The sequence below is a fragment of the Priestia sp. SIMBA_032 genome (assembly GCF_046535215.1).
In the GTDB taxonomy this organism is placed as follows: Bacteria; Bacillota; Bacilli; order Bacillales; family Bacillaceae_H; genus Priestia; species Priestia aryabhattai.
Map to the genome: position 1 here is coordinate 61,591 of NZ_JAWRXD010000009.1, position 13,465 is coordinate 75,055.

The following is a 13,465-nucleotide window of genomic DNA, read 5'->3' on the forward strand; positions in this document are numbered from 1 at the left end:
TTCATCCTCCTCCAACAAATGAAACAACTTCTAATGTATCTCCATCTTTTAAGCATGCATCGCTATGTTCTTCTTTTTGCAAAATGTTCTTGTTTAATTCAACAATTACAACTCGCTCATGCAGACTCTGAGCCTGCAGCAAGTGCTCGACCGTTTCAATTTCATCTCCGACAGTGACGGTCTTACCATTAATAATTAGATTCAATGAACTCCCTCCATTGCTCTCGTTAGCTGAAATGATGTAAAAAATGAATGATTCGGCTTTTCCCCTAACAAAGCATCAGCCATAACTTTTCCAGTTGCAGCACTTAATAAAATACCGTTTCGGTAGTGGCCAAACGCCATGTGTAGATTGGCTATTTCAGGATGCTCTCCTAAATAAGGCCAGCCATCATTTGTTTGTGGACGAAGACCAGCCCATGCTTTTTCAAATGTGGCTTCTTTAATAGCCGGCAGAAGCGCAGAAGCTTTATTTAGCAAAAATTGAATACCTTGTGCAGAAACGGTCTTAGTAAAATCGTGCTGTAGCTTAGTTGCCCCAATTACGATCCTTCCGCCAGTCTTAGGCACTAAGTAAAAACCTTCATCTAAAAAAATCGTTTTAGAAAGCAGCGGCTTATGACTTTGAAGAGCAATACACTCCCCTTTTACGGGAAACACGTGACCCAAATGTTCAGAAGAAATAAAGCGTTTAGCCCATGAGCCTGCTGCAATAACTACTTTTCCTCCATAAAAAGAGCCTTTGGACGTCTGTACACCTTTTACTGTTTCACTTTCCATAATAAGAGAATGAACGTCACAGTATTCGAATACATCTGCTCCGTGATACAAGGCTCCATGAGCAAGAGCTTGCGTTAACTTAGCCGGAGCTAGCTGGCCGTCTCCCGGTATTGTAATGGCTCCGTATATGTCTGGAGAGAGCCCGGGTTCTAACAAACGCGCTTCTTTTACATCGATCCATCTTACATGTTCATCCCACCGGTGGTGCTGAGCGGCTTTTTTCTTTAATACGTGTGCATCTTCTTCTGTTACAGCGACTTTTAATAAGCCTTTTTGAATGAGCTCTACGTCGATGGCCGTTTTTTCTTTTAGTTCCTTCACCAGCTCAGGAAACATGCTTCTGCTCTTAATAGCAAGGTCTAAAAGAGGACCTTCTTCATCAATTTCAGCTTGAGCACCTAGAATACCAGCGGCTGCACTTGAAGCTTCACAACCAATTTGATTACGCTCAAGAATAGCTACTGACGCTCCTTGTTTTGACAAATGATAAGCGATAGAAGAGCTGATTATACCTCCTCCGATTAACAGTACATCATAATGCTGCTTCATTTTCTCCACCTCCAGATGTCCATATATGAGAATATTGTTTAATCGCTTTGAGGGGATCTTGCGCAAGCATAACACCAGACATCACAGCTATACCGTGTGCTCCTGTTTGAAGTACCTCTTTGGCATTTACAGGTGTAATTCCTCCAATGGCAATAACCGGTATCTGCACAGCGTCTACTACTTCTTTTAGTGCTGCTACCCCTCGACTTTTTAATCCTTTTTTTGAATGTGTTGAATAAATATGTCCGTATAGAATGTAGTGAGCACCATCTTTTTCAGCTTCTAAAGCCTCTTCCACAGAGTGAACTGACTTTCCGACAATAAGAGAAGGAAATGCGTCTATAACAAACGAAACGTCTAAACTATGATAGGCAAGCTGTACGCCTTTTGCTTTTAAAGCATGCGCTACATCAACTCGGTCATTCACAATAATTTTAGAGCGACAAAATGGCAGGCTTTCTAGTAAACATTGAATCTGCTTTGCCGTTTTCTCTTTTTCTCTAATATGAATGGCACCCGCAAAAGGCGCGATAGCCGTTAAAATTTTTTGAAGCTCTTCGATTGACTGCTTATCTGTTGTAATGACATGAAATTTAGGAATATCCACATGATCGAAACCTTTCCATTCAGAGATAAAGAGAAATTTCAATCACTTCATCTTGTGCAGAGGGCTTTATTGCATACAAAAAACCACTCTACAACGTAGAGTGGTTAGCATGCATCGTTATGTAAACATGATCGCCACTTCCCTACGCTGGTCCAAACCAGATCAGGTTCAAAGGGTCCGAAATACATTCGTCTCAGCTTCAGAAAGCGCCCCTAGTGATTGCTATTTATTAATTTTGTTTTCGCACTTAAAATTATAACACAACTAGATGTAAATACAATATCTCTTTATACGCTTACGGCTCTCTTCCTTTTATAGATGTATCTTTCTAAGAGACCCGGCGCACCGCATTATTATGCTTTTTACATGGTTAGTAATCGGTATAGTCGTCAAATTCTTCTTTGTCTTTTTCCTTTTTCCGATCCCATATAAACAGCAGGAGTAACATAATAAAAGTTAGAATATAAAAACCGTAAAAAATAAATGCCGCCACAACATTTATAAATAAAAATAAAAAACCGATGATCTGACCTGCAACAGCTACAATCAACAAAATGTATTTCCAAACTTCTGCTTTTCTATCCATTCTCTACTTCTCCGTCTTTTTGTTTTTCCCTACTAGAAACGTTCTCTTTACTTAAATAAAAACGTTCCTGCCAGTAAACCGACTGTAAATAAACCAACTGTTCCAAATGCTGAAATCCCCACGTACGCCAACATTTTTCTATAAGATTTTTCTCGAATTAACTGCACGGTTTCCACACTAAACGTTGAAAAAGTGGTAAAGGCACCAAAAAACCCAATGCCAATCATTAAAAATATTGAATCATCATAAGCATGACTCGGAATCTTTCCATAATAACTACCGTAAAAAAGACCAAGCCCAAACGCACCGAGCAAGTTTACAAACAGCATTGATACTGGAAAAGGAGGGTTTGAAACTATTTTTGTAACTTTTAAACCCAAAAGATAACGGCATATTCCTCCAGCCGCCCCGCCAAGCGCCAAGCTCACTATGCTCATTTACTTCACCTCATGTACTTTCACTAAATTTTTCCCTGCCGCTTCACCGCATAGATAGCCTGCTAAAGCAAGAAGTATTCCACCTACTAAAGAGACAATGGCATAAATGGCTCCTCCAAATAAATGGTGCTGAGTGAGAGAAATGACGTCTCCTGCAAACGTTGAATACGTTGTAAAACCGCCGCACACGCCCACTCCTAGTCCAAGCTTTATCCATTCTTTTGGCTTTTTCCATGCAAAAAATCCTGTTAATAGGCCTAGTATGAAGCTTCCTAATAGGTTTTCAATTACCGTTCCTATTGGACAGCCCGTATATAATAAGGAAAGATTAAGCAAATAACGTGCATATGTACCAGCGATAGCACCAAAGGCAATTGAGATTAAGTTTATGGCTTTCATCATATCGCTCCGTTTCATAAATTCTTCTTTAAGTGTACCATAAGGAATTTATTTCTACCTTAACATTTAACTATATGTTTATTGCACCAAAAGTCATGAAAAAATGAAAGAGAAAATCGTCGCATGAAACTTCCTTTTTACTCCTCAAATATCCCTTAAAAATCCACTTAATCCAAATTTTAAAATCTTTCTGTATCCTTATGACAAACCGTGTATAGAAGGTATATTTCCCTTATTTTAAGTCACATTAATCGTATAAGTTTTTTTTGTTGACTTTTGCTGTGTTCTTGTTTAGTATCACAGAGTATCATTTCCTATCAGAATACTAGGGGGTTTAGAAAATGAAGAAATTTGTTGCACTTTTGTCGCTACTATTAGCTTTCACAGTTGTGCTTGCCGCATGCGGTTCTAGCTCAAAAAATGAAGCAAACAATGGAGACAATAAATCTTCACAAGAGGATTTATATAATAAAGTGAAAAAAGATGGCGTATTAACAATTGGAACTGAAGGTACATACCCTCCGTTCACTTTTCATGATGACAAACAAAAGCTAACTGGGTTTGATGTAGAATTGGCTCAAGAAGTAGCTAAACGTCTTGGCGTAAAAGCTGAGTTCAAAGAAACACAGTGGGATGGCATGTTTGCTGGATTAGATGCTAAACGATTTGACATGATTGCTAATGAAGTGGGTATTCGTGAAGATCGTCAAAAGAAATACGATTTCTCTGACCCATACATCCAGTCAGGCGCCGTGTTAATTGTTCGTAAAGACGAAAAAGATATCAAATCATTTAAAGATTTAAAAGGAAAAAAATCAGCGCAGTCATTAACAAGTAACTACAAAGACATGGCTCAATCTTACGGTGCAAACATTACGAGTGCCGAAGGTTTTGCTCAAGCAGTAGAACTAATAAGCGCAAACCGTGTTGATGCTACAATCAACGATAAATTATCGTTCCTTGACTATAAGAAAAAGCACCCTAACGCACCTATCAAAATCGCGGATGAAAAATCCGATGGTGCTGCAAGCGGCTTTATGTTTAGAAAAGACAGCGGTAAGTTAGTGGATAAAGTAAACAAAGCATTGAAAGATATGAAAAAAGACGGAACATACGCAAAAATTTCTAAGAAATGGTTTGGCGAAGATGTTTCTCCTAAATAATATTTTTCCTGATGGAGAGCGATTGAATCAATTGAGTTCAATCGCTCAATCATCTCTCTTACCAATGCTAAAGGGAGCTATTCAATATTCTATTCCACTAACATTAATCACGTTTGTACTCGGTATCATTTTAGCTGTCTTAACAGCCTTGGCTCGTTTATCATCTATAAAAGTTTTAAATATAATTGCGCGCATCTATGTATCGATTATTCGAGGTACACCGCTGCTTGTGCAATTATTTATTATTTTCTACGGCTTACCCAATTTAGATATAACAATTGACCCATTTATCTCTGCTATTATTGGATTTTCATTAAGTGTAGGTGCGTATGCATCTGAAATTATCCGAGCAGCGATTCAATCTATTCCTAAAGGACAGTGGGAAGCTGGCTACTCACTTGGTATGACCTATTCCCAAGCGTTAAGACGAATTATTTTACCGCAAGCAGCACGTGTATCGATTCCGCCATTATCTAACTCTTTTATTAGCCTTATTAAAGATACGTCACTTGCATCGCTTATTCTGGTTTCTGAGATGTTCCGTAAAGCTCAAGAAATTGCTTCCACTAACTATGAGTTTTTACTTCTTTATAGTGAAGCAGCGCTCTTGTACTGGATTATGTGCACAATCTTATCCATTATCCAAGGACGCATTGAAATAAGACTAGATCGTTACGTATCTAAATAACCGTTTCGAGTAGCTAAAGGAGTTTTTCATATGATTAATATCAAAAATTTGCATAAATCATTCGGTGATTTGCAAGTATTAAAAGGGATTGATTTAGAAGTTGAACAGGGCAAGGTAATTGTATTAATTGGTCCTTCTGGATCGGGTAAAACTACTTTTTTACGTTGCTTAAATCTTTTAGAAATCCCAACAGACGGTACAATTGAACTTGATAAAAAAAGCATGAATTTCACCAAACCTGTTCGTAAAAAAGACATCACTTCATTTCGAAGCCTAACAGGGATGGTCTTTCAAAACTATAACTTGTTTCCTCATAAAAGTGCGCTTGAAAATGTTATGGAAGGTCCTGTAATTGTAAAAGGCATTTCTACTCAAGAAGCAGAAAAAAGAGGGAAAGAATTATTAACACGAGTTGGTTTAGGAGATAAGCTTGACTTTTATCCTTTCCAACTATCAGGCGGACAACAGCAGCGCGTTGGCATCGCTCGAGCAATGGCGATGGACCCAAAAGTTATGCTGTTTGATGAGCCTACTTCAGCTCTTGACCCTGAGCTTGTAGGAGATGTTCTTCAAGCGATGAAAGACCTGGCAAAAGAAGGAATGACGATGGTGGTGGTAACTCATGAAATGCGCTTTGCCCGTGAAGTAGCAGATGAAGTTATTTTTATGGACCAAGGCGTCATTATGGAAAGAGGTACACCGGATCAAATATTTTCAAATCCTCAACAAGAGCGTACACGTCAATTTTTAAATATGATTCACTAAAAAGGTTGCACATTTTCACGTGCAACCTTTTTCTTTATTTGGCTACTGCTTTTTTCATTAAATCTGTAATGTACGTAAAGAATGATTCAGCTGTGACATCATATACGACATCTACAGGTCGTCCTTCTTCAGAAATTTCTGTTCTTCCTTGGCTTGGTGTTTCTGTATGCACAATACTCGAAACGGTTTTCACCTTCACAAGCGTTGAATTCCCTGTAAATGCTGTTGTGAGTACATCCCACAAATAATATGTTGAATTGGTTTCAACGTGCACAAGCGGCGGACAAGCCGCGTAGCACTGCCCTACAAAGTCTACTCCTTCGTACTTTCGAAGTGAAGCCCACATTTGACGAATAGCCGGCGTTAATGGAACTTGATTTGTGCTTTCTAAAGCAACCATCTCAATTTTAATGCTGCTTTCCCATACTTTTGCTACTGCTTCTGGATCCCAAAAAGCATTCCATTCCGCCGTTCCATCATGTTCAGGCTCCTGCACATTTCCTACTTCTTGAAATGTACCTCCCATCCACACTAACTTATCAATCTTCTCTTCTATTTCCGGCGCTTTTTCAAGCGCTCTTGCTAAATCAGTTAGGGGTCCTGTAAATAATAAAGTCGTTTTTCCGGCTGTGTGCTGCAATGTTTCAATTAAATGATCATGAGCAGGCAGCTGACTTATTTTTGTTTGCACTTCCCCTTTTTCATTTAAAATTGGCAGTGCATCTACATAGAACGTATGCATGCGCCATTCTTTTGGAAATGGGTTCATACCGCGTGAAGTAGATTTGGCTACCTCGACATCATAACTTCCAAAACGATCAATAATTTTTTGGCTTGCACTGATACCTGGCTCTAAGTATCCGTCAGCAGGAATAACAGATACCCCCGTTACCTTTACATCATCCATTTGCAGCAGTAAAAAAAGGGATACTAAATCATCAATCCCTGCATCATGGTTAAAATATATGTTTGTGCTCATTTCTCTTCTCCTCTTTTCTATGTATTGCTACCTAATAGCTATACCACTATTTTATAATGAAATGGCCTCTTTCGTAATCAAAGTATTAGGAACTTCTTTTATTATTTTCTATAATGGGTATAGAAATAAGGTAATCTATGTATAGATATATACATCTCAGTATAGAAAGGAGAAATAAAATGGAGCAATCATTTTCAGCATTAGTGGTAGATAAAACAGGTAAAGAACAAGTGGAGGCCTCTGTCCAAGAACTGACGCTAAACGATTTGCCAGAAGGCGATGTACTTATTCGCGTGCATTATTCAGGGTTGAATTATAAAGATAGCTTAGCCAGCATCGCAAATGGCAATATTGTGACAAGCTACCCATTTGTCCCAGGAATCGACCTAGCAGGAGTTGTTGTATCTTCTGACAGCCCTGATTTTAAAGAAGGTGATCGTGTCATCGCAACAAGCTATGACATTGGCGTATCGCACTTTGGAGGCTACAGTGAGTATGCGCGCGTACGCAGCGAATGGGTTGTGCCTCTTCCTGAAAATTTAACGTTAAAAGAAGCAATGATTATCGGAACAGCTGGCTTTACAGCTGCTTTATCTGTGCATCGCTTAGAGGAAAATCATACTAGTCCAGCTAATGGCTCCGTACTTGTAACAGGCGCTACGGGAGGCGTAGGAAGCTTTGCGGTTGCCATTCTTTCAAAATTAGGCTACACAGTGGAAGCAAGTACGGGAAAAAGCTCGGAAGCAGCTTATTTGAAAGAGCTTGGCGCTTCCTCTATTGTAGCGCGTGAAGACGTTTATAATGGCAAATTAAAAGCATTAGGCAAGCAAAAATGGGCTGCTGCGGTGGATCCTGTGGGCGGAGAGCCTCTAGCTTCTGTTCTCAGTCAAATTCAGTACGGAGGCTCTGTAGCGGTCAGCGGGCTAACAGCTGGAGTTAAGGTGCCAACAACCGTCTTTCCCTTCATTTTAAGAGGGATTAATTTACTCGGCATCGATTCCGTTTACTGTCCAATGCCTACTCGAAAAGAGATTTGGAATAGACTCGCTAATGACTTTAAGCCTGAAAGCTTTGAACCTTTTATTCAGCAGGAAATTTCACTGCAACAGCTCCCTGAGGTACTTCCTACTTTATTAAAAGGACAAGCTCGAGGACGAACAATTGTGAAGCTATAAAAAAACGGAGAAACCTGGGTTTCTCCGTTTTTTCACGAACAGAAGCATGTTATTATGCATCTATTTTTGCTATTAAATCCGTCACTAATTCTTTCATCGTCACATCGGCTAAGACTTGTTCCATGGCATCTTGAGAACGTTTTAAAATCAATTCAAGGACACTTTGAATATTGGCTCCTACAGGACACTCCACATTCGGATTTTCATGCATTTGAAACAATTCTCCTTCTTCCACTGCCGCCACCGCTCGATAAACGTCTAACAACGTTATCTCTTCTAAATCTTTCAATAGATAAGCTCCGCCAGCTCCGGCTTTTACGCCCACGAGTCCACCTTTTTTTAACATCCCAATTACTCGTCTTATAACAACAGGATTTGTATTTACACTGCTAGCAATCCACTCTGAAGTACTAGGATGACTGCTATCTACTTTAATTAAAGATAGTATATGAACGGCCACGGTGAATCGACTGCTAATTTTCATTGCTCTCACTCCTAATTTGTTGTAATCATTATAGTTACAACATTTATGAAAGTAATTCTCATTCGATTATTGCATAGTAATTTTATTTTTTCAATTTATATGGATAAGTTACAGAAGCACAAAAAGACCGCTGTTTAAGCGGTCTTCTTTTTTACAAATGTTTTCTATGCACTGTTTTTCCATCATACGTAAAGGCGATTGGCTTTCCTTCCATTACCGTTTCTAAATGAACGGGTCGGCCCCAAAGCTGATGAACGTACGGTACCACTTTTTCTAAGTATTTAACATCTAATTCGATTCCTTCATACCAGTGTTTTAAATAGAGCTCTCCATTTTTTAAATAGTCTCCATTGGTTACTGTGATGTAAGGAAATCCCCCGTTTACGCGCATATTAACAAGCTGATCTCTAACTTCTGTCCACTCTTTATCGACGATTTTATAGTCTTTTCCTTGTTTTTGGAATAAATACATATCCTCCCGCATGACTAAATCTTTTGTTAAGTAATTGCGAATAAAGGAAATATCTGATTCAACCTCACGTACCTCAAACATCTTCTCTCTTCCTGACCCAGGCTCCACGCCCCGGCGAATCATATCTTCTGTTGGATTGTTGTAGCGTTCTTCAATGTCTTCAAAGATTTTTAATCCTAAATAATATGGATTGATTCCCGTCTTGGACGGCTGCACAACACCTGCATTTAGCTTGGCGAATTCTATCGCTTCATCACTCGTTAAGTCCATTTCTCGAATAATGCGCTGATGCCAGAAAGAAGCCCAGCCTTCATTCATAATTTTTGTTTCAAGCTGCGGCCAGAAATAAAGCATTTCTTCTCGCATCATCGTTAAAATATCCCGCTGCCAATCCTCTAAATAAGGGCTGTATTCTTCAATAAATAATAAGATGTCTTTTTCAGGCTGAGGCGGAAATTTTTTAAAAGACTTTGGAGGTTTTGGTTTTTTCTTTTCTTTATAATCCAAATTCCATAAATCATCATAAGGAGAAATGATTTCTTCTTCCGATGATTCTACATCATCTATGCTCCAAGAAAGCTTAGCACGCATAAGAGAAGGATCAATATGTTCCTGAATCGATAAGACAGCATCCAAAAACTTTTCTACTTCACGCTTACCGTGCTTTACTTCGTATTCTTTAATTCGATCAGCGGTCGCTGCCATACTTTCTACCATATCCCGTTTAGTGTTGGCAAAACGGCTGTTATTTTTAAAGAAGTCACAGTGGGCTAACACGTGAGCTACAATTAATTTATTCTGAATAAGCGCATTGGAATCCAATAAAAATGCATAACAAGGATCCGAATTGATAACTAATTCATAAATTTTACTCAATCCAAGATCGTAGTGTAATTTCATTTTGTAAAATTGTTTTCCAAAGCTCCAATGTGAAAAACGAGTTGGCATCCCATATGCACCAAACGTATAAATAATATCTGCCGGGCAAATTTCATAGCGCATCGGATAAAAATCCAAGCCGAAACCGCTAGCTATTTCCGTAATTTCATCAATCGCACGGTATAATTGCTTATAATCTGCTTCTTTCACGACAGCTCCCCCTTTCACTCCTTACTTCAATCTATGTACAAACATGTCAATTCATGTGTTTTCATCAAAAAGAAGCTTTATTTTTTCAAGAAAAGGGGATTTTTATTTAGTTGTCTTAAATAATGGATGTAATATAACTGCGACGCTGCATTATTCTTTGCTCTTCTTATCATTTATCCGGTCTGTACGTTTATTCTTCTTCCATAATGACTACAACCTCTTTTAATTATGCACTGGTCTTTTGCCCAACATTTACAGCGTAAGAATTCCCGCAAATATCATACACTAATTTCAACTCCTCAAAAGGAGGAACGTTATTAATGGATGTAATTGATTATGATCGAGCTTTATATTACACACACCGTTCACAATGGGATAACTTATTAATTTTAATGGTTCGAACAGACGACGATTTTCTTTCAAAAAAGATTGAACATTTTTTGCACGCCTACAATTTTGAACGAAACTACCGCATCATTCAAGAAGAGCTCTATTCTTTACTACGCTACATTGATCATGCAACGGAATATTCGGAGCACAACCCGGAGCTTCTGGAAGAATCATTGTACTAGTATTTTTGATACACACACTTGGACAAAGAAGGGATGAATTCCCTTCTTTATTTTTTTATCTTACACTAAAAATATGCATACTTTATTTCAAAAAACATCGAAAAATATATGTAAACATATTTATTTTTATCGTTGACATAAAAGCGGATTCGACGTACAATCTTCAGTACATACGCTAAGATATTTCAGTACATACTGGGAGGAACATATATGAGTACTAAAAGGTTTCGCACATTAGATTTAACATTAGCCGGTATGTTTGCAGCTCTTATGGCTATTGGTGCAAATATTACTTCTTGGGCACCTTTTTTACAAGTAGGCGGCGTGCCTCTTTCACTTCAGCCTTTTTTTGTTATATTAGCAGGACTTTTACTGGGGAGCCGAGTGGGTTCTATTTCGATGATTGTATATGTATTAATTGGCATTGCCGGCGCTCCGGTATTTGCTCAATTTAAAGCAGGAATTGGTATTTTATTTGGAAGCACCGGCGGCTTTTTGCTTTCTTATATTGTCGCTGCATTTATCATAGGAAAAATTATGGAAATGCGCGGCAAGCCAACTTTTTCTATCTTTTTAATTTCATCGCTAGTTGGTATTGCCGTTATTTATTTAATTGGTACTACGTATATGTATATAGCGGTTAATTATTGGCTTGAAGCTCCTGCAATGACATATGCAGCCGCTTGGAAGATTATGTCGTGGTTTGCGGTAAAGGATCTTATTTTTACTGTTCTTGGGGCTATGCTTGCTCCGAGAATTTATAAAGCCCTACGATCTTCTTCGTATTTGTCAAATACGCAATCAAATAAAGTATCATAAAAGAAGCCTGCTCAAGTTTGAGCAGGCTTTACTTTTATACCGTTTTCACTTTGTCTAATACACGTTCTACTTCACCCATTACAGCTGTTTGTACAGCTTCTAAATGGGCAATGCTCGTCGCTTCATCTTCTGACACGACGCCAAAATAGAACTTCACCTTTGGCTCTGTACCAGACGGACGAAGGCAGAACCAAGAACCGTCTTCTAAGATATATTTTAATACATTTGATTTTGGTAATGTAATCTCTTCTACTTTTCCTGCTTTAATATGCTGGCGCTCACTTAATGTATAATCCTCTACAACCGAAACATTTAATCCTGCAATGTCAGTAGGAGGCTCATTTCTAAATGTAGCTAAAATATGCTGAATTTGCTCAGACCCTTCTTTTCCTTTAAGCGTTAAAGATTTTAGACCTTCACGATAGAAACCATATTTAGTAAACACTTGCTGAAGCGCTTCATACATCGTCATGCCCTGCTTTTTATAATAAGCACAAGCTTCTACTGCTAGAATAGCTGCTTGTACAGCATCTTTGTCACGAGCAAAGTCACCAATTAAATAGCCGTAGCTTTCTTCATAACCAAATTGGAATGTATACTCGCCAGTTTGCTCATATTGCTTAATTTTTTCACCGATAAATTTAAAACCTGTTAGAGTGTCAACAACTTGCAGTCCAAATGAACGAGCAATTTGTGCGCCGATTTCTGACGTTACAATCGTTTTTAACACAACGCCATTAGCAGGCAGTACGCCTTTTTCTTTCTTTTGAGAAAGCAAATAGTGAAGCAATAAAGCACCCGTTTGGTTTCCTGTTAATAACGCATATTCGCCGCTTGGGTCTTTGACAGCAATTCCTAAACGATCTGCATCTGGATCCGTTGCGATTAAGATATCTGCATCAATTTCTTTTCCTTTACGAACAGCATATTCAAATGCAGCCGGCTCTTCAGGATTCGGAGATTTAACCGTCGAGAAATTCGGATCAGGAAGTTCTTGTTCTTCAATAACCGTGACATTTTCGTAACCGATGGATTGAAGCGCGTTGCGAACTGGCTTATTAGCTGTACCATGTAGAGGTGTAAAAACTACCTTTAAGTCTTTACCTGTTTCAGAAGCTAGCTCTGGATTAATTAAAATCGTTTTTAGTTTCTCATTGTATGCTTCGTCAATCGCTGAACCAATCATTTCAATAAGACCTTTTTCTTTTAGCTCCGCTTCAGATTGAACAGCTAATGTAAGTTCATTTTCCACAGCATTTACAAAGCCAACTAGTTCATCAGCTTCTTTTGGCGGCAGCTGACCACCGTCTGGACCATATACTTTGTATCCGTTATATTCAGGAGGATTGTGGCTCGCTGTAATAACAATACCTCCAAATGCGTTCAACTCACGCACTGCAAATGAAAGTTCAGGTGTTGGTCTTAGCTCTTCAAATACATACGTTTTAATTCCGTGACTTGCTAATGTTTTTGCTGCTTCCATTGCAAATTCAGGCGATTTGTGGCGAGAATCATATGCAATGACTACGCCTTGGTTAATAGCTTCTTCGCCAGCTTGTTTAATGTACTCAGCAAAGCCTTCGGAAGCTTTTCGGATTGTATACGTATTCATACGGTTTGTACCCGCTCCAATTTCCCCACGCATTCCGCCTGTTCCGAATTCCAACGTTTTGTAAAAACTATCTTCTAATTGCTTTTCATCACCTTTGATTGAATCCAAATTTTGACGTAATTCAGGATCTAAATTTGGGTGATTAATCCAAGATGTATACGTTTCTTCCCAACTCATAAAAAAAAGCCTCCTTATATAAATGTAAATATGTATGAAAAGAGAAAAACGAGTAATCGTCTTTCTCTTTTTTAACAGTCATATTATATTTCTTCGTCAAAATTTGACTTCC

16 protein-coding genes and 1 riboswitch are annotated in these 13,465 nt (G+C 38.5%); of the genes, 6 read left to right on the plus strand and 10 right to left on the minus strand.

The genetic code is table 11. The annotated features are described in order from the left end of the window. Position 1 precedes the first annotated feature (1 nt). The 6 genes from thiS to SB717_RS22700 all read right to left on the minus strand — a co-directional run bounded on the left by thiS (position 2) and on the right by SB717_RS22700 (position 3,376). Positions 2-205, minus strand: a complete 204-nt coding sequence (gene thiS, locus SB717_RS22675) for a sulfur carrier protein ThiS (protein ID WP_028412577.1) — start codon at positions 203-205, stop codon at positions 2-4. After that, the gene (thiO, locus tag SB717_RS22680; protein WP_074682934.1) at positions 202-1,329 is read right to left on the minus strand and encodes a glycine oxidase ThiO; all 1,128 of its coding nucleotides are present in this window, start codon (positions 1,327-1,329) and stop codon (positions 202-204) included. The genes thiS and thiO overlap by 4 nt, the downstream gene beginning before the upstream one ends. Continuing rightward, positions 1,313-1,936 (minus strand): thiamine phosphate synthase, encoded by a 624-nt coding sequence (locus SB717_RS22685; RefSeq protein WP_074682979.1) that lies wholly within the window; start codon positions 1,934-1,936, stop codon positions 1,313-1,315. The genes thiO and SB717_RS22685 overlap by 17 nt, the downstream gene beginning before the upstream one ends. Before the next feature lie 122 nt (positions 1,937-2,058). Further along, positions 2,059-2,160: riboswitch (TPP riboswitch) on the minus strand. Between the two features lie 146 nt (positions 2,161-2,306). Further along, complete coding sequence (locus SB717_RS22690) at positions 2,307-2,522, minus strand: hypothetical protein (RefSeq protein ID WP_013055279.1); 216 nt, start codon at positions 2,520-2,522, stop codon at positions 2,307-2,309. A 47-nt stretch (positions 2,523-2,569) separates the two neighbouring features. Next, on the minus strand, positions 2,570-2,959 hold the full coding sequence (gene crcB / locus SB717_RS22695) for a fluoride efflux transporter CrcB (protein WP_074682933.1): 390 nt from the start codon (positions 2,957-2,959) through the stop codon (positions 2,570-2,572). Continuing rightward, entirely contained in the window at positions 2,960-3,376 is a 417-nt protein-coding gene (locus SB717_RS22700) for a fluoride efflux transporter FluC (protein ID WP_234483876.1), read from the minus strand. A 323-nt stretch (positions 3,377-3,699) separates the two neighbouring features. Between SB717_RS22700 and SB717_RS22705 the strand changes: the two genes are divergently transcribed. The 3 genes from SB717_RS22705 to SB717_RS22715 are packed head-to-tail and all read left to right on the plus strand — an operon-like array spanning position 3,700 to position 5,974. After that, positions 3,700-4,521 carry an amino acid ABC transporter substrate-binding protein gene (locus SB717_RS22705; protein ID WP_410904784.1) on the plus strand — a complete coding sequence of 274 codons (822 nt, stop codon included), beginning with the start codon at positions 3,700-3,702 and terminating at the stop codon, positions 4,519-4,521. After that, the gene (locus SB717_RS22710) at positions 4,505-5,209 is read left to right on the plus strand and encodes an amino acid ABC transporter permease (RefSeq protein WP_074682930.1); all 705 of its coding nucleotides are present in this window, start codon (positions 4,505-4,507) and stop codon (positions 5,207-5,209) included. The genes SB717_RS22705 and SB717_RS22710 overlap by 17 nt, the downstream gene beginning before the upstream one ends. A 30-nt stretch (positions 5,210-5,239) precedes the next feature. After that, positions 5,240-5,974, plus strand: a complete 735-nt coding sequence (locus SB717_RS22715) for an amino acid ABC transporter ATP-binding protein (RefSeq protein WP_045292439.1) — start codon at positions 5,240-5,242, stop codon at positions 5,972-5,974. 34 nt (positions 5,975-6,008) lie between these two features. Here SB717_RS22715 and SB717_RS22720 read toward each other — a convergent pair whose 3' ends face one another. Continuing rightward, positions 6,009-6,953, minus strand: coding sequence for a nucleoside hydrolase (locus SB717_RS22720; RefSeq protein ID WP_098623212.1), 945 nt, complete (start codon positions 6,951-6,953; stop codon positions 6,009-6,011). A 179-nt stretch (positions 6,954-7,132) separates the two neighbouring features. Between SB717_RS22720 and SB717_RS22725 the strand changes: the two genes are divergently transcribed. Beyond that, positions 7,133-8,128, plus strand: coding sequence for an NADPH:quinone oxidoreductase family protein (locus SB717_RS22725; RefSeq protein WP_410904785.1), 996 nt, complete (start codon positions 7,133-7,135; stop codon positions 8,126-8,128). 52 nt (positions 8,129-8,180) lie between these two features. Here the strand turns inward: SB717_RS22725 and SB717_RS22730 are convergent, their stop codons facing one another. Continuing rightward, complete coding sequence (locus SB717_RS22730; protein WP_074682927.1) at positions 8,181-8,612, minus strand: Rrf2 family transcriptional regulator; 432 nt, start codon at positions 8,610-8,612, stop codon at positions 8,181-8,183. Between the two features lie 151 nt (positions 8,613-8,763). Continuing rightward, positions 8,764-10,173, minus strand: a complete 1,410-nt coding sequence (locus tag SB717_RS22735) for a SpoVR family protein (RefSeq protein WP_013055269.1) — start codon at positions 10,171-10,173, stop codon at positions 8,764-8,766. A 320-nt stretch (positions 10,174-10,493) separates the two neighbouring features. Here SB717_RS22735 and SB717_RS22740 point away from each other — a divergent pair, with 320 nt between their 5' ends. Then, a complete protein-coding gene (locus SB717_RS22740) occupies positions 10,494-10,745 on the plus strand; it encodes a YhdB family protein (protein WP_013055267.1) in 252 nt (83 codons plus the stop codon). 210 nt (positions 10,746-10,955) lie between these two features. Further along, positions 10,956-11,564: a biotin transporter BioY gene (locus tag SB717_RS22745; RefSeq protein WP_410904786.1), complete on the plus strand. Its 609-nt coding sequence runs from the start codon at positions 10,956-10,958 to the stop codon at positions 11,562-11,564. A 34-nt stretch (positions 11,565-11,598) separates the two neighbouring features. Here the strand turns inward: SB717_RS22745 and SB717_RS22750 are convergent, their stop codons facing one another. After that, complete coding sequence (locus SB717_RS22750; RefSeq protein WP_074682924.1) at positions 11,599-13,353, minus strand: phospho-sugar mutase; 1,755 nt, start codon at positions 13,351-13,353, stop codon at positions 11,599-11,601. Positions 13,354-13,465 lie beyond the last annotated feature (112 nt).